At 73.3% G+C, this 20,483-nt stretch carries 20 protein-coding genes; 9 read left to right on the top strand and 11 right to left on the bottom strand.

What is annotated here, in order from left to right; translation table 11 throughout:
- Positions 1–59: 59 nt before the first annotated feature.
- The 6 genes from LN042_RS21140 to LN042_RS21115 form a co-directional block, all read right to left on the bottom strand.
- A complete protein-coding gene (locus LN042_RS21140; protein WP_230052855.1) occupies positions 60–1,307 on the bottom strand; it encodes an MFS transporter in 1,248 nt (415 codons plus the stop codon).
- Between the two features lie 32 nt (positions 1,308–1,339).
- Positions 1,340–1,795, bottom strand: a complete 456-nt coding sequence (locus LN042_RS21135) for a universal stress protein (RefSeq protein ID WP_230052854.1) — start codon at positions 1,793–1,795, stop codon at positions 1,340–1,342.
- Positions 1,796–2,042: 247 nt separating this feature from the next.
- Positions 2,043–2,489, bottom strand: coding sequence for a universal stress protein (locus tag LN042_RS21130; protein WP_230052853.1), 447 nt, complete (start codon positions 2,487–2,489; stop codon positions 2,043–2,045).
- A gap of 317 nt (positions 2,490–2,806) precedes the next feature.
- Positions 2,807–4,285, bottom strand: a complete 1,479-nt coding sequence (locus LN042_RS21125; RefSeq protein ID WP_230052852.1) for an AAA family ATPase — start codon at positions 4,283–4,285, stop codon at positions 2,807–2,809.
- Between the two features lie 292 nt (positions 4,286–4,577).
- On the bottom strand, positions 4,578–5,201 hold the full coding sequence (locus LN042_RS37345) for a TMEM175 family protein (RefSeq protein ID WP_230052851.1): 624 nt from the start codon (positions 5,199–5,201) through the stop codon (positions 4,578–4,580).
- Positions 5,202–5,379: 178 nt separating this feature from the next.
- Positions 5,380–6,516, bottom strand: a complete 1,137-nt coding sequence (locus LN042_RS21115; protein WP_230052850.1) for a hypothetical protein — start codon at positions 6,514–6,516, stop codon at positions 5,380–5,382.
- Between the two features lie 807 nt (positions 6,517–7,323).
- On the opposite strand from LN042_RS21115, the gene lanKC reads away from it, so the two are divergent.
- The 4 genes from lanKC to LN042_RS21095 all read left to right on the top strand — a co-directional run bounded on the left by lanKC (position 7,324) and on the right by LN042_RS21095 (position 13,243).
- Positions 7,324–9,885: a class III lanthionine synthetase LanKC gene (gene lanKC, locus LN042_RS21110; protein ID WP_230052849.1), complete on the top strand. Its 2,562-nt coding sequence runs from the start codon at positions 7,324–7,326 to the stop codon at positions 9,883–9,885.
- Between the two features lie 88 nt (positions 9,886–9,973).
- Positions 9,974–10,099: a SapB/AmfS family lanthipeptide gene (locus tag LN042_RS21105; RefSeq protein ID WP_230052848.1), complete on the top strand. Its 126-nt coding sequence runs from the start codon at positions 9,974–9,976 to the stop codon at positions 10,097–10,099.
- A 402-nt stretch (positions 10,100–10,501) separates the two neighbouring features.
- The gene (locus tag LN042_RS21100; RefSeq protein WP_230052847.1) at positions 10,502–10,972 is read left to right on the top strand and encodes a hypothetical protein; all 471 of its coding nucleotides are present in this window, start codon (positions 10,502–10,504) and stop codon (positions 10,970–10,972) included.
- Positions 10,973–11,185: 213 nt separating this feature from the next.
- The gene (locus tag LN042_RS21095) at positions 11,186–13,243 is read left to right on the top strand and encodes a phosphocholine-specific phospholipase C (RefSeq protein ID WP_230052846.1); all 2,058 of its coding nucleotides are present in this window, start codon (positions 11,186–11,188) and stop codon (positions 13,241–13,243) included.
- A gap of 76 nt (positions 13,244–13,319) precedes the next feature.
- Here the strand turns inward: LN042_RS21095 and LN042_RS21090 are convergent, their stop codons facing one another.
- Positions 13,320–14,051: a hypothetical protein gene (locus LN042_RS21090; RefSeq protein WP_230052845.1), complete on the bottom strand. Its 732-nt coding sequence runs from the start codon at positions 14,049–14,051 to the stop codon at positions 13,320–13,322.
- 424 nt (positions 14,052–14,475) lie between these two features.
- Here LN042_RS21090 and LN042_RS21085 point away from each other — a divergent pair, with 424 nt between their 5' ends.
- The 4 genes from LN042_RS21085 to LN042_RS21070 all read left to right on the top strand — a co-directional run bounded on the left by LN042_RS21085 (position 14,476) and on the right by LN042_RS21070 (position 16,319).
- Positions 14,476–15,210: a 2-phosphosulfolactate phosphatase gene (locus LN042_RS21085; protein WP_230052844.1), complete on the top strand. Its 735-nt coding sequence runs from the start codon at positions 14,476–14,478 to the stop codon at positions 15,208–15,210.
- A gap of 210 nt (positions 15,211–15,420) precedes the next feature.
- On the top strand, positions 15,421–15,630 hold the full coding sequence (locus LN042_RS21080) for a hypothetical protein (protein WP_230052843.1): 210 nt from the start codon (positions 15,421–15,423) through the stop codon (positions 15,628–15,630).
- 151 nt (positions 15,631–15,781) lie between these two features.
- A complete protein-coding gene (locus LN042_RS21075) occupies positions 15,782–16,129 on the top strand; it encodes a PRC-barrel domain-containing protein (protein WP_230052907.1) in 348 nt (115 codons plus the stop codon).
- 22 nt (positions 16,130–16,151) lie between these two features.
- Positions 16,152–16,319 (top strand): hypothetical protein, encoded by a 168-nt coding sequence (locus LN042_RS21070; RefSeq protein ID WP_230052842.1) that lies wholly within the window; start codon positions 16,152–16,154, stop codon positions 16,317–16,319.
- Between the two features lie 26 nt (positions 16,320–16,345).
- On the opposite strand, the gene LN042_RS21065 is transcribed toward LN042_RS21070, so the two are convergent.
- Together LN042_RS21065 and LN042_RS21060 are read right to left on the bottom strand one after the other, a co-directional pair.
- Positions 16,346–17,563 (bottom strand): chorismate-binding protein, encoded by a 1,218-nt coding sequence (locus tag LN042_RS21065; RefSeq protein ID WP_230052841.1) that lies wholly within the window; start codon positions 17,561–17,563, stop codon positions 16,346–16,348.
- Between the two features lie 248 nt (positions 17,564–17,811).
- On the bottom strand, positions 17,812–18,588 hold the full coding sequence (locus LN042_RS21060; protein ID WP_230052840.1) for an alpha/beta fold hydrolase: 777 nt from the start codon (positions 18,586–18,588) through the stop codon (positions 17,812–17,814).
- A 104-nt stretch (positions 18,589–18,692) separates the two neighbouring features.
- Here LN042_RS21060 and LN042_RS21055 point away from each other — a divergent pair, with 104 nt between their 5' ends.
- Positions 18,693–19,226, top strand: coding sequence for a PadR family transcriptional regulator (locus tag LN042_RS21055; protein ID WP_230052906.1), 534 nt, complete (start codon positions 18,693–18,695; stop codon positions 19,224–19,226).
- Positions 19,227–19,398: 172 nt separating this feature from the next.
- Here LN042_RS21055 and LN042_RS21050 read toward each other — a convergent pair whose 3' ends face one another.
- Positions 19,399–20,178: a hypothetical protein gene (locus LN042_RS21050; RefSeq protein ID WP_230052839.1), complete on the bottom strand. Its 780-nt coding sequence runs from the start codon at positions 20,176–20,178 to the stop codon at positions 19,399–19,401.
- Positions 20,175–20,474 carry a PadR family transcriptional regulator gene (locus LN042_RS21045; RefSeq protein ID WP_230052838.1) on the bottom strand — a complete coding sequence of 100 codons (300 nt, stop codon included), beginning with the start codon at positions 20,472–20,474 and terminating at the stop codon, positions 20,175–20,177. The genes LN042_RS21050 and LN042_RS21045 overlap by 4 nt, the downstream gene beginning before the upstream one ends.
- Positions 20,475–20,483: the final 9 nt, after the last annotated feature.

Below are 20,483 nucleotides of genomic sequence, written 5' to 3'. Positions count from 1 at the left end.
GCGCCCGCCGTCGGGGCCGGGGCGTCCGACCGGCGATCAGGGGCGGAGAGGCCATGCGGTCAGGCTCGGTCCGCCTCGGTGGCGGTCGGTGCGGGCCGGCCGTCGGTGGCGCGGCGTTCCAGGAAGCGGTGCTCCGGGGGCAGGCGGGGCAGCACCAGCAAGCCCAGCACGGTGGCGGTCAGGCAGGCCGCAGCGCCGAGCGCCAGTCCGGCGCGCGGGCCGAGGCGCTCGGAGACGACGCCGAGGATCGGTCCGCCGACCGGCGTGCTGCCGAGGAAGGTGACCGACCACAGCGCCATGACCCGTCCGCGGAAGCGCGGATCGGTGACCAGTTGCAGCGTGGTGCTGCCGGTCGCCAGGAAGACGGTGCTGGTGGCGCCGACCCAGCCCAGGGCCGCGACCTCGGCCGGGACACCGGGGACGGCCGCGGCCGCCGTCAGCGCGGCACCGAGCCCGGCGGCGGCGCCGATCAGCGGGACCACTCCCGCCTCCCCGACCGCGGCGACGGCCAGGCCGCCGACCACCGCTCCCGCGCCCATCGCGGAGGTGAGGAAGCCGTACGTGCGTGCGCCGCCGTGCAGCGTGATGCGGGCCAGCAGCGGCAGCACCACCTGGAACTCGTAGGCCAACGTGCCGATCAGGGCCATCATCGCCAGCGGCGCCCACAGTCCGGTGGTGGCCCGCACGTACCGCAGCCCGGCGGCGAGTTGCCCGGGCCCGCGTTGGACGGGACGGGCCGGGATGAGCCGCTCGGTGCTCATCAGGCGCAGCGCGAGCAGGACCGCGAGGAAGCTGGCGGCGTTGGCCAGGAAGCACGCTCCCACGCCGACCGTGCCGATCAGGATGCCGGCCAGTGCGGGGCCGACCGCCCTGGCGGCGTTGACCATGACGCTGTTGAGGCTGACCGCGTTGCGCAGCAGCCGCGGTCCGACGATCTCCGGGACGAAGGTCTGCCGGGTGGGGCTGTCCACCGCGTTCACCGAGCCGAGCGCCACGGCGAGCAGCACGACCATCCACAGCCGCACGGTGTGGGTCACCGTCAGCAGTCCGAGCAGCAGGGCGAGGGTTGCCAGTGCGGCCTGGGTGGCCATGAGCAGGAGACGCTTGTCGGCCCGGTCCGCGACCAAGCCGCCGTACGGGCCGCCCAGCAGTACGGGCAGGAACTGGGCGGCGACGACCAGGCCGAGCACGGCGCCGGAGCCGGTCAGCTCCAGCACCAGCCAGGACTGCGCCACGGCCTGCATCCAGGTGCCGACCAGGCTCACCGACTGCCCGGCGAAGTACAGCCGGAAGTTCCGCACCCGCATGACGGCGAACATCCGCGCCCTGCGGTGCCGGGTCATCCGGACGTCGCGCCGGCGGGGTCGCGGATGACGACGACCGGGCAGGGGGCGTGCTGCACGAGGTGCTGGCTCACCGAGCCCAGCAGCGTTCCGGTGAGACCGCCGCGGCCCCGGTTGCCCACGACCAGCAGTTCCGCGCCCCGGGCGGCTTTCAGGAGCACGTCGGCCGGGTGGCCGTAGGCGACCAGGGGGCGGATCTCGGCCGACCGCTCGGTGCCGAGGGCTTCGTCGATCGCCTGGGTGAGGACCTGTGCCGCATTGGCCTCGAAGTCGAATCCGCCGGCCGCCAGACCCGCGCCGTAGGCCGGCGGGTACTGCCAGACCGTGACTGCTTCGACCACGCCGCCGGTCAGTGCGGCCTGCCGTGCCGCCCACCGCAGCGCGGCCGTCGACGGCGCCGAGCCGTCGACGCCGACCACGATCCGCCCGGCGGGCTCCGCTTCGTTGTCCATCGGGTGCCTCCTGGTCAGGTACTGCCGTCAACCGGGCGCGGGGCAGGCGGGTCGGCCGGCGAGTCGGTCGGCGAGTCGGTCGGCCGGTGCGGCTGCGCCGACGGGGCTACGAGTGCCCGGGGCGCCGGCAGTGACCGAACCTGGGTGTGCGCGCCGTGCGACGGCAGTGACCGCGCATGATGACGACCGGGCACGCCGTGCGGCAGCAGTGACCGCGCGCGATCACGACTGGGCACGCCCTGCGACATCAGGGACCGCGCACGATCACGACCGGGCACGGGGCATGCTGGGCGCAGTGCTGCCCGACGGAGCCCAGCAGCGCTCCGGTGAAGCCGCCGAGGCCGCGGCTGCCCACCACGAGCAGCGCCACGCCGTCGTCGGCGGCGGCCTTCAGCAGCACCTGGGCCGGAGTGCCCTCGAGCACCCGGGCCGTGACCTCCACGGCGGGCCCGGAGTCCGACACCTTCTCGATGCTCTCGACCAGGACCTTTCTGGCCTGGTCTGCGAGGGCATTCTCCTCGTCGGGCCGCACGTTGCCGCCCCAGCCGGAGAACGGCGGCTCCCAGGCGATGACGGCTTCCAGAACCGCACCGGTCAGCTCCGCCTGCCGCATCGCCCAGCGCAGTGCCCGCCGGGACTGCTCCGAGCCGTCCACTCCGGCGACGATCTTCTCGCGGGTCTGTTCGTCGGTCATCGCTCGCCCTTCCGGTCCGGGCCGGGAGGATCCTGCCGGCCGCGCACCGGCGAACTGCCCGCGCGCTCGGACCTCTCTCTCCTGGCAGCATCGAACGGATCCGCCGGGCCCGCACGCCGACTGCCCGGGGTCCGATGCCGATGGGCCGGCGGGAAGATGGGCCGAAGCCCGGCGGGAAGATGGGCCGAGGGCCGGCGGGAAGATGGGCCGACTACTCGGCGGGCCGCCGTGACGTGCGCCGGGATCGGCCCGCGCTCCCGGCGCCGGCCGCTCTTGGGTTGCCGGGCGCGCCCCGGCGGCTTCGCGCGCCGGTCGGATCAGCCGCCGTGGTAGAGCCGCTGAGGGCCCACCAGGATGACCTCGCCCCGCGCGGCCGCCCCGGTGAGCTCCGGGGTGAAGCCGGCGGCGCCGTAGCAGACGAGCTTGAGCCGGCTGACGTCCTCGCCCTGCTGCGAGAGCCGGGCGCGCACCTGGCGGAGCGTTGACAGCCGGTCGAGGTCCATCATCCGGTCCCAGTCGGCGAGGCCGACCGAGAGCAGCCTGCCCGGGGCGCCCTCCTGGCCCTCGGCCCTGACCACCACGTCGACGTCGACCGGTCCGTGCCCGGACGAACCCGCCAGTCGGCCCGGGGTCGCCGAACCGGGGACTTCGCCGAAGGTGTCGGCCGCCGCGAACCGTGCGGCCCACTCGCGGCAGATCCGGGCGAAGCACGGGGCCGCGACGGACTCCTCGAAGACCGGCCGCGCGGCCTGCCAGGTCTCCCGCAGCTGCCGCTGCTCCAAAGCGGTCCGGTTGGGCCGGATGACCGCGTGGTCGAAGGCCAGCAGCGGTTCCGCGATCTCGTAGTGGGCCACTGCGGGCCGCAGGCCGTCCGGCACGGCGGCGACCATGCCGCAGTGACCGAGCAGGTCCAGGACCCGGGGCAGTTCGGTCGCCGGGCGGGCGAGCCACTCCGCGATCGCTCCCGGGGTCGAGCGACCGGCCGCGATGGCCGCCACGGTCGAGTGGCACAGCGCCAGGGCCGACCGGTCCGCCTCGCGCTCCAGCAGGAGCAGCGCCTTCCAGTACAGCGGCTGCCGGGGGTCGAGCACGGTCCGGCAAACCCAGGCGTCGAAGTCGCCGGGGTGCGCCGGCCGGTCGTCGCCGAGCAGGTCGTAGCGGAAGGCCGGGCTCGGCCCGACAACGGCCAGGACCCGCATGGCGAGTGACGGGTCCTCGATGTCCCAGAGCCGGGCGGCGGCGCGGAAGTCGAGCGGCTCGACGTCCAGCCTGAACCCGGTGTCGTGGAAGGTGGCGCCCAGCAGCCGGCTCATCACGGGCATGGCGCTGCCGCACAGCAGCAGCCGTGTGCGGTTGGACGGTCTGTCACCGGACAGGCGCCGGCACAGGGCTTGGACGGTCGAGGGGAGGGCCGGGCTCTGTCGGACGAGTTCCGGGAATCCGTCGATGACGACCGGCAGCGGCCCGTCGTTGCCGAGTTCCGCAAGGGCTTCGAGGGCTTCGTCCCAGCTGTGCCACCCGGCGTCGGGCGGTTTTCCGCCATGGCCGGCGAACCGGGTGGCGAGCAGCCGCAGGGTCTCCGCCTCGGCCGCCTCCTGCGCCCCGAAGTAGAAACCCCCGGTTGCCCTGGTCAGCGCCTGCAGCAGGAAGGACTTGCCCTGCCGGCGGGGGCCGGTCACCAGTCCGAGCGAGGGTCCGGGACGTGGGTCGCACGCGAAGTCGACCAGCGCCCGCCATTCGGCCTCGCGGTCGAAGAGCTCGGTCGGACGGGCGATGGCAGCGGGCCCGGGTTCCACGGCCGGGGCCTCCCCTCGTTCGATGGCTTCTCTGACCCAGTAGACCGCCGTGCCGGGCGCGACGCCTCCCGCGACGCGGTGCGCCGACGCGGGCGGGCCCGCCGGGCCCCGCCTCCGGCTTCGGCCAGGCTGGAGCCGCGTCCGGATGGGCGGCGGGCATGACCGCACTCGGCCGGTCGGGTGATGGCGGTCGCCCAACCGGGGCAGCCAGGGCCGACTTGCCACCCGGCAGGCGCTGCTGCCGGTAGCCGCTCGCCGTCCAGCTCGGCCCACCTCTGCGCGCGGCGCCCGCTCAACGGGCCGGTTGGTCGAGGGTCGGCACCCGCAGCTGGTTGAACGCGTAGTAGAGGGCCAGCAGGCCCTGGACGCCCAGGGCCGCCGGGGCGGACAGGAACGCCAGCGCGACGGTGAACGGATAGACGACCAGACCCACCTCGAACCGCCACCGGGCGGCCCGGGCCGCCGCGACGTCGACGCGCTCGTCGAAGCAGTGGCCGGTGCGGGTCGCGTAATTCCAGAACACCGCGAACATCACGGCCTGACCGACCATCACCCCGCCGTACACGGCCGCGGCGACGTTCGCGGCTGAGCCGTTGCGGAGGTTCTGCGCGACGAGAGCGGTCGGGAAGGGCAGCGCGGAGACCAGCATGAGGAGCAGCAGGTTGACGAACATCAGGGTGCGGTCGACCCGGACCAGGTAGCCGAACAGGACGTGGTGGTTCACCCAGACGACGCCGATCACCAGGAAGCTGACCACATAGGCGAAGTACGAGGGCCACTGCGCGCCGAGCGCCCGCCACAGGGCCGCCGCCCCGTGGGCCTGCGGGATCCTGATGTCCAGCACCAGCAGGGTGATCGCGATCGCGAAGACCCCGTCACTGAACGCCTCGATCCTCCCCGTGTCCCTCGTTTCCACTGGCCGAGCATTGCAGGCCGGGCGCCGGTAGCCGTCGGCGCAACGCCGGTCGCGGGCCGGCCCCGGCGAGGACGCCCTCGAACTGGAAGGAGCTCGAAGCGGAGGTGGGGATTGGCCGGTTCGCAGGCACCGGCAACAACGGGGACCGCCACGGTGCCACCCGCGCCACCCCCGGCGGTCATGAGGTCTCGGTCGCGCTTTGGAGTCTCCCGAGTGCGACCATGCGGCGCATGACGGTGGCGGGGATGACGGGGTTGCGGGCAGCGTGCTCGGCGCTGTGGGCATCGAGCAGCAGCGTCACCAGGGCATCCGGTGGTATGGACGGGTTGAGCCAGGCCCGCCGGCGCACGCCCTGGTCGGTGTCGGCGGCGAGTCGTCTCAGCGATCCTGGCGAGAGGCGCTGGTCCTGGCCGGCGGCGCTGCGCACGATCGGGTCAGGGTCGTAGCCGAACTGCTCGACGAGTGCGCTCGTTGAGGCCGGGTCGTCGAGGGCGAGGGCCCGCAGGCGCGGGTTCGGGTCTGCCAGATAGCGCAGCAGGCCTTCGCGGGGGAAGTTGGGGTGGTTGTGCGGTCGGCCGGGGAAGGACAGGCTCCCGTCCCACCACCCGGCCACCTCCAGGAGCATCTCCGGTGGAGCGTCGTCGCATGACTCGGCGAGGAAGAGCCGCACGACGCGGTCCTGGTCGCGGGCGAGCGCGGCCACCACGTCCGTGGGCAGGCGTGGGGCCCTTGCGACGCTGCGGCGGATCAGCGGTTTCGGCGAGGCCGCGAGCTGACGCATGGCTTCCGCGTCCTCGTGCAGGGCGCCGATCCACCAGAGCGCAGTCGTCTGGCCGTCCGGGTCGATGTCGGGTACTTCGGCGGCCATCGCCGCGATCTCCTCCGGCGTCTTGGGCGGCGTGGCGTCGGGGTGCGGAGCACGGCCGACGCCACGGCCACCGCGGGAGGGTCGTCGGGCAGCCAGTTGTTCTTCCGCGAGCTCTGCAAAGAGTCGTCGCTGCCCCGGGCTCGGCGTGGCGGCGACGAGGCGGTCCCACTGCGCGGCTGACAGGCGGCCGGATTCCGCAGCGACAGCGCGCACCCGGCGGGCATGGTGGACCACTGCGGCGTCCATGACTGCGGTCGGCAGGTCCTCCCGCCACAGAAAGCCGGCCTCGTCGGCATCCAGCAGACTGAGGAGCACGTCGACAGGCGCCGAGCGGTTGTAACCGAGCCCGGAGAGCCAGGAAAGGGCTGCTCGCCGATCGACGTCGGTGGCTGCGATCAGCCTGCTCCAGGCCCCGTCAGGGGCGTCGTCGGCATGTGTATCGGTCATTGGCCAAAGGCTAGGGCACCGGAGCACCAACCCACCCGGGACTGACGGGGTCCGGTTGCCTCCTGGCCGGCCGGCGGGAATCTGAAAGGTCCCGTCGTGTCCGGGTGGTGGCGGGTGGCGGTGACCGGGCGGACACGGGGACGGGCCGGCCCGGGTGCGGTGAACGTGCGGGCGTGCGGAGGGTCGGTCGACAGGGGCGCGAAGGCTGGCGAGGGGGCGCTCGTCGCCGCCGGGCGCCCCCGTTCAAACACCCCGCGCTGGCGGCCGCACACCCACGTTCACATGCGGCGGCGGGCGGCGGCGGGCCGCTGCGGAACACACGCCACCGCCATGTGACCGCAACGGGAGGATACAAATCCGGTCAGCGCCGTTCGACCGTCTACGTGCAACGCCTGACACGCCTGCGCCGGGGCGGGACTCGTGTGACGTCCTCTCAGTTTTCCCGTTCGCTCCGGTCCGGGCGTCGGCGCCGGCTGCCCGAGGTGGCCCTGACCTAGCAGAACCGATCAGCCGGGCCCGGCCGGTAGCGCACGGAACGACATGATCCGAGCACTCTTCGTCATCGGATTCGGTCGCTCTCCACTCCGTCCGCGAACCGAAAGCAGATTCGGCCATTGCTCGCGGATCCGCTGGCCGACTCCCGCCCCGGCAGAGCATGCTCTCCCCCGTGACGCCACCGAGGCCCAGCGCAACGGGGTCGGCCAGGCGCTCCTGACGTTCAGTCACTTTCCTTTGGCCAGGGCTCTGCTCGGGCTGCCGCCGGCAGCTTCGCGTGGGTGCCGTCGTCGCGATCTCTGGAGGGTTGGGATGGACACCCGGTACGAGGCGCACTCGTTCGCCGACCCGCTCTTCTACGACTCCCCGGTGCGCTGGGGAGCCGCGGAGGAGTTCGCCGCGAGCACCGAGCCCGTACCGACCGGCTGGGCACGCGGCGAGCGGGGCATCTGGGTCATGCTCCACCCCGTCGGTGTGCGCGTTCCCGAGCAGGGCTGGAAGGTCCACGTCTCGGCCACCCTCGGCAATGCCGAGCAGGTGCTGGCCACGGTGCGCGACTACTGCCTGGGCGAGCGGCTGCCGTTCAAGTTCCTGCGCGGCCTGGCGGTCGTGCAGATGCAGAACGCCAAGTACGCGGCCCGTGCCGCCAGCGGCAAGTTCTGCACCCTCTACCCCGTCGACGACGAGCAGTTGGCACGCTGCCTGAGTGAGCTGGGCACGGCCCTGGACGGCGAGCCCGGCCCGTACGTCCTCAGCGATCTGCGCTGGCGCCGGGGACCGTTGTACCTGCGGTACGGCGCCTTCACGGAGCGCTGGCTGCGCGACGCCGACGGTGTCCCGCAGCTGGCGTTCACCGACCCGGAGGGCACCCTGGTCCCCGACGTGCGGGCGCCCGTCTTCGAGGTGCCCGACTGGGCGCCGGTACCGGAAGTGCTGCGCGAGGCGCTGGCCGAGCGGAAGGCGGCCCGCGGCGGCGCGGACAAGCTGCCCTACCAGGTGGAACGGGCCCTGCACTTCTCCAATGCGGGCGGCATCTACCTGGCCCGCGAGCCGGAGTCCGGTCGGCAGGTGGTGCTGAAGGAGGGCCGCCCGCACGCCGGGCTGGACCAGCGCGGCGCCGATGCGCCGACCCGGCTGCGGCACGAGGCCGAGATGCTCCGCCTGCTCGCCGGCGTGGCACAAGTGCCGGAGTTGATCGGACAGTTCACCGCCTGGGAGCACGAGTTCCTGGCCCAGGAGTACGTCGAGGGCGAGACCCTCAACGCCTGGCTGGCCCACCACTACCCGCTGATCCATCCGGACCCGAGCGAGTCGGAGGTGGCCGACTACGCCGCCGACGCGCTCGCGCTGCTGGACCGGATCGAGGCCGCGGTCGCCGCCCTGCACCGGCGCGGGGTGGTCTTCGGTGACCTGCACCCGCACAACATCATGGTCCGCCCGGACGGCGAGATCACCTTCATCGACTTCGAACTCGCCAGCCCCATAGGCGAGTTCGTGCCGCCGGCACTCGGCGCGGCGGGCTTCGCGGTGCCCGGCCTGACCGGCTTCGAGGTCGACCTGCGGGCACTGGCCGCCCTGCGGCTCTGGTTCTTCCTGCCGCTGCAGCAGTTGCTGGCCCTCGATCCGGGCAAGGCGGGCGATCTGGCCGACGCCGCCGCGAAGCGGTTCGCCCTTCCGGCCGGATTCGCCGACCGGGTGCGCCGCGAGCTGGCACCCCGCTCCGGCGCCCGGACCACGGCGGCCGCCTCGGAGGCCGAACGATCCCGGCTCGCCGCCCTGTTGTCGGCTCCGGCCGCCAACTGGCCCGCCCTGCGCGACTCGCTGGCCCGGGGCATCCTGGCCGCCGCCACTCCGGAACGGGAGGACCGGCTGTTCCCGGGTGACATCGCCCAGTTCTCGGTGGACGCCCTCGGCCTGGCCTACGGCGCGGCCGGCGTGCTGTACGCGCTGCACGCCACCGGGGCGCCGGTCGAACCCGACCACGTGCGTTGGCTGGTGGAAGCCGAACGGCGCCGCGCCCCGCGCCCGGGGCTGTGGACCGGGAGCCACGGTGTGGCCGTGGTGCTGGCTCTGCTGGGCGAGCAGCACACCGCCCGGCAGCTCATCGACCAGCTGACCGAACTGCCGCTCGAGGAACAGGGCGAGGACTTGGCGACCGGGCTGGCGGGCACCGTACTGACCCTGCTGCACTTCTCCTGGGACCGGCCCGAACTGCTCGACGTCGCCAGGCGTGCCGGCGGTCTGCTGGCCGAGCGCCAGGAGAAGGGCGAACCGAGTCCGACCGCCTCGATCGGGTTGCTGCGCGGCGGCAGTGGACAGGCCCTGGCGCTGCTGCGACTGTTCGAGCGGAGCGGGGAGGAGAAGCTGCTGGACTGCGCGGAGCGCGCCCTCGACCGCGACCTCGCACGCTGCACGACCGCCCCGGACGGCACTCTTCAAGTGCGGGACAAGTCCCGGCTGCTGCCCTACCTGGAGAAGGGCGGCACCGGAATCGGCCTGGCGCTGGAGGAGTTCCTGGTCCACCGGCCCGACTCGCCCCTGGCGGCCTCCGCCGACCCGATCCGGCGCTCCGCCGAGCCCGAGTTCGTCATCCAGCCCAACCTGTTCAACGGCCGGGCCGGGCTGATCCTCTACCTGGCGGAGCAGCGCCGCCGCCACCCCGAGCTCGCCCTGGACGGCCTGCTGGAGCGCCACCGCCGTGCACTGACCCTGCACCTTGTCCCCTACCGGTCCGAACTCGCCTTTCCCGGCGAACAGTTGCTGAGGCTGTCGACGGACCTGGCCACCGGCTCGGCGGGCGTGCTGCTGGCCCTGGGCGCCGCTCTCGCCGGCACCGACGGCCTGCCGCTCACCGGACCGCCGCGAGCGCACTGACCTCCCTCCCGGGCACGCCCGACGTGCCCCCACCGACGCCCGGCGACAGGCCGGGAGCACCACACCCATCCCCGAAAGGAGCACCACCATGGAGATCCTGGAGCTGCAGGCCCTGGAGACCCCGGCCGAGGAGACCGACGCCAACGAGATGAGCAGCACCCTGAGCGTCGTCAACTGCGGCAACAGCACCGTCAGCACGCTCCTCTGCCTCTGACCCACCTTCGGTGGCCCGGCAGCGCACCCGCGCTGCCGGGCCACCGGCATGTCCCGGGGGCGGAGCGGCGCGAACACGTCCGCCGGTCCTGGGCGCCACCGGCAGGTCCGGGCAGGCGTCACCGCATGTCGGGCAGGCGCGCTTGTTCGGGCAGGGCGCCACCGGCTTGTCCGCGCAGGGGCGCCACCGGCAGGTCCTGGCAGGGGCACCACCGGCTCGTCGCGGCGTCCGGGGCGAGGGAGCCCGGCCGGCGTTGAACCGCTCCGCGCCGCGCCGCGTACCTCCGGGCAGACGATCCAGCAGACGCCTGGCAACGACTGACCCAGCAGACGACCATCGACGTGCTGGACGAGCTGCCACCTCCCGACGCCCCACCATCCCACCCTGTCAGGAGGCATTTCCATGCCTTCCGTCCTCATCGTTCGCCGGGAGCGACCCCGCGCGCTCCCCCGCCCCCACCCACTGATCGCGCTGCCGGCCGCCCTGCTGTGCCTGGCGGTGGTGTGGATCCACGTCCAGGACCAAGGCGGCTTCCCCGGCAGCAAGAGCCCGCGCTACGTCGGCATCGGCTACTACCTGCTGGAGGTCGGCGGGGTGCTGGCCGCGGCGGTGCTCGTCGGGTACGCGGCACGCCCGCTCGCCCGGTCGGCGCTCCCCTGGCTGCTGGCGGGCGGCATCGCGGCCGGTCCGCTGATCGGCTACCTGCTCTCGCGCGGGCCCGGCCTGCCCGCCTACACCGACGACCGGGGCAACTGGACCGAGCCGCTCGGTCTGGCCGGCCTCGCCGTCGAGGCGACACTGCTCGCCGTGACGGCCGTCGCCCTGCGGCTGCACCGGCGGGCCCGCGGGCCGGGGGTCGGCGACCACGGGTGAGTGCCGGGCCACCCGTGGCCGCTCTGGCGCCGTGTCATCCGGACAGCGGTTGACACGGCGTCATACCGCGCGTCGACCGCTCATGGGGCCTGAAACACCATAGATTGGCACAGTGTTCGCCCCGCATTTCCACTCGATCCGCTACCGCGTTCTCGAGCAGATGAGCAGACTGTCTCCGCACGCCCCCGGAGAACCACAGGAGAACTGCCTGCCATGAGCACCCTCAATCGCCGTCGATTCATCCAGCTGGCGGGAGGGGCCGCCGCCTTCTCCGCGCTGTCGACCAGCATCGCGCGCGCCGCGGAGATCCCGGCCGCTCGCCGGACCGGCACCCTGAAGGACGTCGAGCACATCGTCGTGCTGATGCAGGAGAATCGTTCCTTCGATCACTATTTCGGCACCATGCGCGGGGTTCGCGGCTTCGGCGACCCGCGCCCGGTGACGCTGCCGAACGGCAAGCCGGTCTGGTACCAGTCGGACGGCAGCAAGGACGTGCTGCCGTTCCACCCGACCGCGGACAACATGGGCCTGCAGTTCCTGGAGGATCTGCCGCACGACTGGAGCAGCACCCACCAGGCCCTGAACCACGGCAAGTACGACCAGTGGGTGCCCGCGAAGTCGGCCACCTCCATGGCTTACCTGACCCGGAACGACATCCCGTTCCACTACGCGCTGGCCGACGCCTTCACCATCTGCGACGCCTACCACTGCTCGCTGCTCGGCCCCACCGACCCCAACCGCTACTACATGTGGACCGGCTACGTCGGCAACGACGGCAAGGGCGGCGGCCCGGTGATCAGCAACGCCGAGGCCGGCTACTCCTGGACCACCTACCCGGAGCGCCTGGAGCAGGCCGGCGTCTCCTGGAAGATCTACCAGGACATCGGCGACGGCCTGGACGGCGACCACGGCTGGGGCTGGATAGAGGACGCCTACCGGGGCAACTACGGCGACAACTCGCTGCTGTACTTCGACCAGTACCGCAACGCCAAGCCCGGCGACCCGCTCTACGACAAGGCCCGCACCGGCACCAACGCCAAGGCCGGCGACGGCTTCTTCGACCAGCTGAAGGCCGATGTGGTGGGTGGCGAGCTGCCACAGGTCTCCTGGATCGTGGCCCCCGAGGCCTTCACCGAGCACCCCAACTGGCCGGTCAACTACGGCGCCTGGTACATCTCCCAGGTGCTGGACGCGCTGACCGCCGACCCCGAGGTGTGGAGCCGCACCGCACTGCTGATCACCTACGACGAGAACGACGGCTTCTTCGACCACGTGCTGCCGCCCTACCCGGCGGCTTCGGCGGCCGAGGGCAGCTCCACCGTGACCACCACGGGCGAGCACTTCACCCCGGCGGCGGGCGACTCCTCGCCGGCCGGCCCGTACGGCCTCGGCCAGCGGGTGCCGATGTTCGTGGTCTCGCCGTGGAGCAAGGGCGGCGCGGTCTGCTCGCAGACCTTCGACCACACCTCGATCATCCAGTTCATCGAGCAGCGCTTCGGTGTGCACGAGCCCAACATCTCGCCGTGGCGGCGGGCGGTCTGCGGTGACCTGACCTCGGCCTTCGACTTCAGCCACAGCGACGCGAAGGTGCCGGGGCTGCCGGACACCGCCGGCTACCTGCCGCCGGACCGGGACCGCCACGCCAGCTACGTGCCGACCCCGCCGGCCGATCCCAGGCTGCCCAAGCAGGAGCCGGGGCTGCGCGTCGCCCGTCCGCTCCCCTACGACCTGGCCGCCGACGGCACGGCCGGGGCGGACGGCCGGGTGCGACTCGACTTCACCAACCACGGCACGGCCGGCGCGCACTTCCTGGTCACTTCGTCGACCGAGGGCGACGGCCCGTGGAACTACACCGTGGAAGCGGGCCGGTCGCTGTCCGGTGAATGGCGGCCGGCCGCCGGCGGCTACGCCCTCACCGTGCACGGCCCCAACGGCTTCCTGCGCGAGTTCAAGGGCACCACGGGCACGGCCGGCCCCGAGCTCACGGCCCGTCACCGCGGTCACAACGGCCAGCTCCAGCTGGTGCTGACCAACGAGGGCAGCACCCCGGTGCGCCTGACCATCACCGACGGCTACGGCAACGATCACCCGGTCTCCCACCAGCTGCGTCCGGGCGCCCAGCTGACGCACAACGTCCACCCGAACGGCAGCAACGGCTGGTACGACCTGACGGTCACCTCGGACCGGGACCCGAGCTACCTGCGCCGCCTGGCCGGCCACATCGAGACCGGCGGGCCGAGCACCAGCGACCCGGCGATCGCCACCGCCTGACCCGGGAGGCGGCCCGCTGCCACGAGCAGGCCGCCTCCCGGTCCCCGAGCGGGCCGCCCGCCCCCGGCGGTCCTCCTCAGGAGAGCGCCGACCAGGCGCTCTCCACCAGGGCTGCCACCTTGCCCGGGTCGTGCGACAGGTCGCCGGCGCCCGGGCGGATGATGACGGTGAGCCCCGGCCCGGTCCGCTGGCAGTACGTCACATGGGTCGCCTCCGGCCCGGGCGTCTGCCCGGCCGCGGTGAAGTCGTTGAAGAGCACGCAGCTCACCGGCCCGACCTTCAGCAACTGGTTGACGGGGCGCGCCTCCTGCAGCATCGCCGTGTCCTCGAACTGCACGTACGGCTCCGGGGACTCGGCCCGGACGGCGTCGAGGACCACGATGTTGCCCATGTCCGAGTCCGAGTAGCTCTGCACCACGGCCGGCGCGCCGGAGTACGCGGCGGAGAGGTTCTGACCGCTCTTGCGGTCCTGGGCCGTGAGCTGGTCGGTCTGCTGGGCGCTCGCCCCGGGCATCGCGCGCCGCACCTCGGCCATCGGCCTCAGGTCTGCGATGGCCCCGGGGGCCTGGAGGGCACTGCCGCCGCCACCGCCCCCGAAGTCCGGGCCGCCGGCGCCACCGAGCAGCGCCATCGGCACGCCGACGAGCACCGCGCCCACCAGCAGCCCGGCAACGCCGGCGACGAGCGGCCTGCGCAGCAACGGGACCGGCGCCGCCGTCGCCGGCGGGGCGGGTGGCGGTCCAGGCGGCACCGGCGAGGCGGATGGCGGTCCAGGCGGCACCGGCGGGGCGGATGGCGGCTCGGACACGAGCGGACTCCCTTGCTGTGAATACCAGTTGATCAGGACCACCACGATAGGGCGACGATCTGACTGGACATCAGTCGAGGGTCGGCGGTAGAAACCGAACCGTGACAACTCGACTGCCCCGTCACCGCCGTGTCACGGCCCCGTCAGGGGAGGCGGGACGGTTCCGGGGCGAGCCCCGCCCGGACATCGCGGGAGGCCTCCGCCGAGTAGGGGGCGGTGGCCGAACCAGGGCTGGCACCCGGGTGGGGTGCCGACCGGGCCGGTGTGGTACCCAACCCCGGTCGCCCCGTCCCGCAGTGACCTGCCACTCGCCCTCGCCGGTTCACCACGCTGCTCGAACCGGAGCTGGTCGTGCCCCCGGGAACCGCTCACCGCGGTCGCCCGGCCTCGGCCGGATCTCCAACTCGCCCCAGTGAGGCGGCAGATGTCCTTCCACTTCGCCGGCATCGCCGAACTCGCCGACTTGGCCGAGCCGCCCGGCGTCGCCGTCGTCGTCGATGTGCTGCGTGCCTTCACCGTCGCGGCCCAGGCCTTCGCACAGGGAGCCGCGCGGATCGTGCCGGCCGAGTCACTCGACAGGGCGTTGGCACTGAAGGAACGTCATCCCGGCTGGCTCGCGCTGAAGGACGGCGCGCCCGCACCCGGGTTCGACGCGGTCAACTCGCCCGGCCTGCTGCGCTCGACACCGCTCGCGGGGCGCACCGTGGTGCAGAAGACGACGGCCGGCACGGTGGGCGCGCTGGCCGTCCGCGATGCGGGCCTGGTGCTCTGCGCGAGCTTCGCGGTCGCCGATGCGACGGCCCGGCTGCTGCATGGCCGACCGTCGTCGTCGGTGACCTTCGTGATCACCGGCGACGACGGCACCGCCCCGGAGGACCGCGCCTGTGCCGAGTACATCGCCCACCGCGTGGCCGACCCCACCGCTGACCCTGCCCCCTACCTGCACCGCGCGGCCCGCTCCCCCGCCGCCGCCGAGCTCGCCGAGGGCCTGCGCCGGGGCTACCGGGGCGTCCACCCCGACGACGTCCCGCTCTGCCTCCGGGCCGACCGCTACCCGTTCGCGATGGCCGCCGCGCCGGAGGACGGGCTACTGGTGCTGCGCCCCCGGTTCGTCGGGAAGACTCCGGTCAAGGCGATTGGCGAGCCCGTACCGGGGTAGCCGCGCCGTCGCGACGAACCGCGCACGCGGTGACAGAGGGTGCGGCAGGAGTGGGTCAGGCTGACGATGCCATGGGATTGATCAATTCGGACCACCGTCGGGTCGAGCGACTTTTCGATCAGCTGAACTCCGGCCATGCCGACGTCGACGGGTGCTGGAGGAGGTCGGCCAGTTGCTGATCGGCCGGTGCCGCGGAGGGCGCGACCGGTGATGACACGGAAGGCACCACCGGCGGCGGCACGGGGGGCGCGACCGGCGGGTGCGCGTGGTCGGTCGGTCCGCGGGCTGCACGAGGAGCTGGAGCACGCGACCCGGGCCGAGCTCTACGGGGAGGCCGAGGACACCCATGTCGACGGCCGCTCCAGGATGACCGGGCACGAGCTGGTGGAGGTCCTGGAACGGGAACTGGTCTCCCACTGACCGGGCCCCTTGTCGGCCCCGGCGGCTACTGGGCGGCGCCCTCACCCCGCTCCCCGACCGGGAGGGCCGCGGCCGCCGGGCGGCGGCGGGCCCGCTGGGGCACCATGGACGGCAATGGACATGACGGAGGTGCGACGTGCCGACGATCGAAATGGCCGACATTCGCGAATGGCGTCAGCACGCCGTGGTCGACGAGACCGGGAAGCGGATCGGCACCCTGGAATCGGTCTACGTGGATACCGTCGACGACGAGCCTTTCTTCGCCACCGTCACGGTAGGTTTGCCCACCCGGCAGCGGCTGGTGTTCGTACCGCTGATCGGGGCGGTGGCGGGCCCCGGATACGTGCGGGTCACCTTCCCCAAGTCCCTGGTCAAGGACGCCCCGGCGATCGATGTCGACGGGGTGCTGGCCGCCGAGGAGGAGCCGGCGGTCTTCGCGTACTACCGACTGGAGTACGTGCCCGGCAGCCGCGGTGAGCGCCGCCTGGCCCGCCGCTGAGCCGCGAGAGGGAGTGCGTCCGATGGTGTGGGTCCTGCTGCTGGTGATCGTGGCGATCGCGCTCGGCATCGTCGGTGCCGTGGCCAAGGGGCTGCTGTACCTGCTGGCCATCGGCGTGGTGGTGTTCGTGATCGCGCTGGTGCTCGGGGCGCTCCGGTTCCGGCGCGGCGGCCGGCCACCCGTTCGGTGACCCGCGGGCCGGCCGCCGCCCGCTCGTCAGCTCTCCAGAGGGATCTCGATGTCCGCCAGTTTGTGACAGGTGTCCGCCCATTCCCCGGCCGGGGTGGAGTCGCGGGTGATGGCGGCGCCGACGTGGGTGAAGGTGTCGGTGCCGGTGCGGAACACGGTGCGCAGGGTCTGGGAGAGGGAGAGGCGGCCTGGCTGGATGCGGCCGACGAGGCCGTGGTAGGCACCCCGCGGGAAGGGTTCCAGCTCGGCTAGGAGGGAGAGGCCGGCGGGCGGGTTGCAGGGGGTGGGGAGGGCCGCGCGCAGTAGGTCGGTGAGGGTGGCGTGCTCCGGCTGCACGGTGAGGACGGTCATCAGGTGGCGCAGCCGGGCGCGTTCCAGCACGGAGGTGCCGGCGCCGACCACCGCGCCGAGGCGGCGCAGCGAGCGGCGCCAGGCACCGAGGGCCGAGGCGTGCTCGGCGAGGATCTTGCCGTCGCTGACGAAGGCGGCGGCGAGGTCGCGGTCGGTGGCGCCGGGGTGGCGGGGGTAGGTGCCGGCCAGCTTGTAGGATCGGAAGGCGGCGAGGTTGCCGTGGACCAGGAGTTCGGGGCTGTTGCCGGCCATCTCGAAACCGTCGTGCCGGACGTAGAAGAGCCGGCTGGTCTGCGTCGGCGGCGGCCCGGTGAGCAGCAGGCGGGTGAGCGGGAACCGCGTGCTGACCTCGACCCGGCGGGCGAGGGTGCAGCGGTGGTCGGCGCTGTCGCCGATCCATTCCAGGACGCGCCGGACGGCGTCCTCGTAGGCGGCACGGCCCTGCTCGCCCTTGTCCGCCAGCGGCACGGATCCGATCGGGTGGGCGAGGCGCGGGCGGAGCGTCTCCCAGCTCTGTCCGGGGCGGCCGCGCAGTACGGTCGGGCCGGTGGCGTCGACCTGGAAGAGCAGCCGGGGCAGGGTGAGCCAGCTGGCCGGGTAGTCGGCGCGGGCGAGCCGCGGTTCGAGGCCGCGCAGCAGGTCGGAGCCGAGGTGGCCGAGCACGGGGGCGCCGGCGGCTTGTTCGAGGAACTCGGTGATGGCGGGCCAGGGGTCGGTCCTGGTGCCGTCGAGCGCCAGCCGGGCGCTGCTGCCGACGCCGATCAGGTAGCTGTCCGGCCCGCCGTAGACCACCAGGTCCTCGTGCGGGTCGGCATGCTCGGCGAGGGCGTGGGCCCAGGCGCGGGCGGTGGTCACCAGGCGCGCGCGTTCGGGGATGGTGTGGAGGTCGCTCATGGGCGTGCGGACGTTCCTCTCCGGGAGGGATGGGCTGCGGTCCTGGTGCCGTACCCCGCGCTCCGGTGACCAATCGTGTACGCATTGGGCGTCGCCCGTTCGGAGTAGCTCGGAGCACCGAACCCGGGTTTGCCGCCAGGTCGGCTCGCGGACGGCCGTTCGGAGTGCCGAACCCGGAGTTGCCGTTCGTTCCCGCTCGCGGAGGAGTTCCCGCTCGTGAAGGAGTTCCCGCTCGTGAAGGACCGTGATCAGCGGCCGTCGCGCAGGGCGCGTGCGGTGGCCCGGGCGAACGCGTCCGGGTTGTCCAGCATGATGTTGTGGCCGCAGTCCGGGACGGTCACCACCGACACCCCGTGGGCGGCCAACCGGTCGGTGCCGGGCAGGGCCGGGTCGGCTGCGGGGCGCAGGTAGGTGCGCGGAATCGGCAGCTCCAGCAGCAGTTCGCGCATGGTGGGTGTGCTGCCGGCGGCGAGGTGGACGGCGGAGCGGTGCAGGGCCTCGCGACCGGCCAGCCGCATGGTGGACCACCAGTGCGGCCCGACCCGGTCGCGCACCTCCTGCCAGCCGCCGGCCAGGAACTCCTCCTCCGTGTAGGAGGCGATCCCGCTGGAGGTCGAACCGGCGCTGCGGGCCGCCGGGTTGGGGTCGAGGTTGGCGTCCACCAGCACCAACTTGGCGACCAGCCGCGGGTGGCGGGCGGCCAGCACGATCGCCACCGCGCCGCCCATGCTGTGGGCGATCACTTCGGCGGCCTCGACGTCCGCCGCTTCCAGCGCGGTTGCGACGGCGTCGGCGTGGTCCTCCAGGGTGTAGTCGAAGTCGGTGGGCCGGTCGCTGATGCCGAAGCCGAGCAGGTCGAGTAGGAGCGAGCGGTGGCCGGCAAGCTCCGGGTGGACCGCCGAGGCGGTGAAGTAGGGCCCGCTGCCGGCGCCGAGTCCGTGCAGGTAGAGCCGAGTCGGTTCGGTGCCCGGCAGCTCGATCCAGCGGATCCGGGCTCCGGACTCGGTCACCTGGGCATTGCGCATGGCTCCTCCTCAACGGTCGACCGTCAGCTGTCGGCCGGCTTCTTGTATCGCCAGGACTATACATCGATGCCGATGTATAGCGACAGTGAGGCATAATGCTGGTTGTGTTGGAGTTGGCGATCCTGGGGTTCCTGTACGAGCAGCCGCTGCACGGCTATGAGCTGAAGCGGCGGGTCGCACAGCTGACCGGGCACGTCCGGCCGATCGCCGACGGCACGCTCTATCCGGCGATCAAGCGGTTGGAGAAGGCGGGCCGGCTGACCCGGCAGACCGAGCCGGGCACGCGGGCCGCGCCGCGCCATGTGCTCACCCTCACCGCCGAGGGGCGGGTGGAACTGCTCCGACGGCTGCGCGAGGCCGACGGCGTGGAGATCACCGACGAGAACCACTGGTTCACGGTGCTCGCCTTCCTGCGCCTGCTGGGCACGCCGGCCGACCAGGCGCAGGTACTGCGACGCCGGCTCGCCTTCCTGCGGGAGCCGAGCAGCTTCTTCTACGAGGGCGACCGGCCGCTGGGCGCCGAGGACATCACGGATCCGTTCCGGCAGGGCCTGCTGCTGATCGCCCGGGCCACCAGCGAGACCGAACTGGCCTGGCTGGAGCGGACTCTGGCCACCCTGGAGGCTGGAGGAGGCTGACGGTCGCAGGGCGCCCGGACGGTCCGGCGCCGCCAACGGCCGTACGGTGCTGGGCGCGTGCCTGCGGCCGTGCGGTGGCCGGCGGTGAGCGGTGAGCGGGGAGCGGTGAGCGGGGAGGGGGGAGCGGCGGCGAGCGGTGGTCGGCCACCGCCGGTGCGCGGTCCACGGACGCTCAGTCGGCGACCGTCTCCCGCAGGTCCCGCAGCGTGGCGGCCAGCGCCCAGGCGAGCAGCACCAGCGCACCGCCGGCGGCGATGGCCGGGCGGTCGGCCTGCGGGCGGGCCAGCCCGACGGCCAGCGCCACCGACCCGGTGAGCGCGCTGGCCGCGGTCAGGCTGGCGATGCCCAGCCGCAACCGCCACACCCGGGGTGCGACCACCACCTTGACACCCAGTCCCGCGACCACCCGGCAGGCCTGCACCGCACCGACGACCAGTAGCCCCCAGTAGCCGGTCAGCATGAGCTGGTGCCGGAAGCCGCCCGCCAGCACGGCCGCATAGCGGTGCGCGGCGGCCACCATGGCGGCACCGACCACCACCGGACCGGCGAGCCGGCGCACCGCCCGGCCGAGCACCGCGGTCACCGCCGGCCGGCTGAGCCGGGGCAGCGGCGCGACCAGGCCGAGCCCGAGCAGCAGGAGCGCGGTGCACGGCCACAGCACCAAGGCGCCACCCGGCACTGCGACGAGCGGGACGCCACGAGCGGTCGCGGCCCGGGCGAGCAGCACGGCGACCATGGTGGCGGTGACGCCCAACGTGGCCACCCGCTCGCGGCGTTGGGCCCTGGAGTCGGCCGGCCAGATCGCCGGGTGCAGCCACATGTCGGCGATCCCGGCCAGCAGGCTCGGCCAGCCCTTCCAGCCGGCCGCCCGCGCATCGTCCTCCAGCCCGGGACCCCAGCGGTCCCGGAAGGCGGCCGGATAGAGCCGCACCAGGCCCCGATGGGTCGTCATGCCGGGTTCGCTCCCAGGCTGCGCAGTCCCGCACGGGCGACCTTGGCCATCGACCGCAGCTCCCGTTCCAGCGCCTCCCGCCCGGCGGGCGTCAGCCGCACCGGCCGCTGCCGGCCCTGCTCCTCGGCCGGCTCGATCAGCTGCTTGGCCTCCAGCCGGGCCAGCGCGCCGTAGAGGCTGCCCGGACCGAGCCGCTCCCCGACCAGCTCCTCGATCGCCGCGTTGATGGCGTAGCCGTGCAGCGGCCCGTCGGCCAGCACGCACAGCACCAGCGTCTGTGCGTCGTTCGCCTGCATCCGCCTCAC

Source organism: Kitasatospora humi (genome assembly GCF_020907985.1).
GTDB lineage: Bacteria > Actinomycetota > Actinomycetes > Streptomycetales > Streptomycetaceae > Kitasatospora > Kitasatospora humi.
Note: the sequence above shows the minus strand (reverse complement) of the source record. Positions and strands in the feature narration are given on the sequence as shown.

Bases quoted from the DNA above. Each gene is read 5' to 3' on its own strand.
- LN042_RS21140 (WP_230052855.1), bottom strand. From the start codon at position 1,307: ATGCGGGTGCGGAACTTCCGGCTGTACTTCGCCGGGCAGTCGGTGAGC.
- LN042_RS21135 (WP_230052854.1), bottom strand. From the start codon at position 1,795: ATGGACAACGAAGCGGAGCCCGCCGGGCGGATCGTGGTCGGCGTCGAC.
- LN042_RS21130 (WP_230052853.1), bottom strand. From the start codon at position 2,489: ATGACCGACGAACAGACCCGCGAGAAGATCGTCGCCGGAGTGGACGGC.
- LN042_RS21115 (WP_230052850.1), bottom strand. From the start codon at position 6,516: ATGACCGATACACATGCCGACGACGCCCCTGACGGGGCCTGGAGCAGG.
- lanKC (WP_230052849.1), top strand. From the start codon at position 7,324: ATGGACACCCGGTACGAGGCGCACTCGTTCGCCGACCCGCTCTTCTAC.
- LN042_RS21105 (WP_230052848.1), top strand. From the start codon at position 9,974: ATGGAGATCCTGGAGCTGCAGGCCCTGGAGACCCCGGCCGAGGAGACC.
- LN042_RS21100 (WP_230052847.1), top strand. From the start codon at position 10,502: ATGCCTTCCGTCCTCATCGTTCGCCGGGAGCGACCCCGCGCGCTCCCC.
- LN042_RS21095 (WP_230052846.1), top strand. From the start codon at position 11,186: ATGAGCACCCTCAATCGCCGTCGATTCATCCAGCTGGCGGGAGGGGCC.
- LN042_RS21085 (WP_230052844.1), top strand. From the start codon at position 14,476: ATGTCCTTCCACTTCGCCGGCATCGCCGAACTCGCCGACTTGGCCGAG.
- LN042_RS21080 (WP_230052843.1), top strand. From the start codon at position 15,421: ATGACACGGAAGGCACCACCGGCGGCGGCACGGGGGGCGCGACCGGCG.
- LN042_RS21075 (WP_230052907.1), top strand. From the start codon at position 15,782: ATGGCCGACATTCGCGAATGGCGTCAGCACGCCGTGGTCGACGAGACC.
- LN042_RS21070 (WP_230052842.1), top strand. From the start codon at position 16,152: ATGGTGTGGGTCCTGCTGCTGGTGATCGTGGCGATCGCGCTCGGCATC.
- LN042_RS21065 (WP_230052841.1), bottom strand. From the start codon at position 17,563: ATGAGCGACCTCCACACCATCCCCGAACGCGCGCGCCTGGTGACCACC.
- LN042_RS21060 (WP_230052840.1), bottom strand. From the start codon at position 18,588: ATGCGCAATGCCCAGGTGACCGAGTCCGGAGCCCGGATCCGCTGGATC.
- LN042_RS21050 (WP_230052839.1), bottom strand. From the start codon at position 20,178: ATGACGACCCATCGGGGCCTGGTGCGGCTCTATCCGGCCGCCTTCCGG.
- LN042_RS21045 (WP_230052838.1), bottom strand. From the start codon at position 20,474: ATGCAGGCGAACGACGCACAGACGCTGGTGCTGTGCGTGCTGGCCGAC.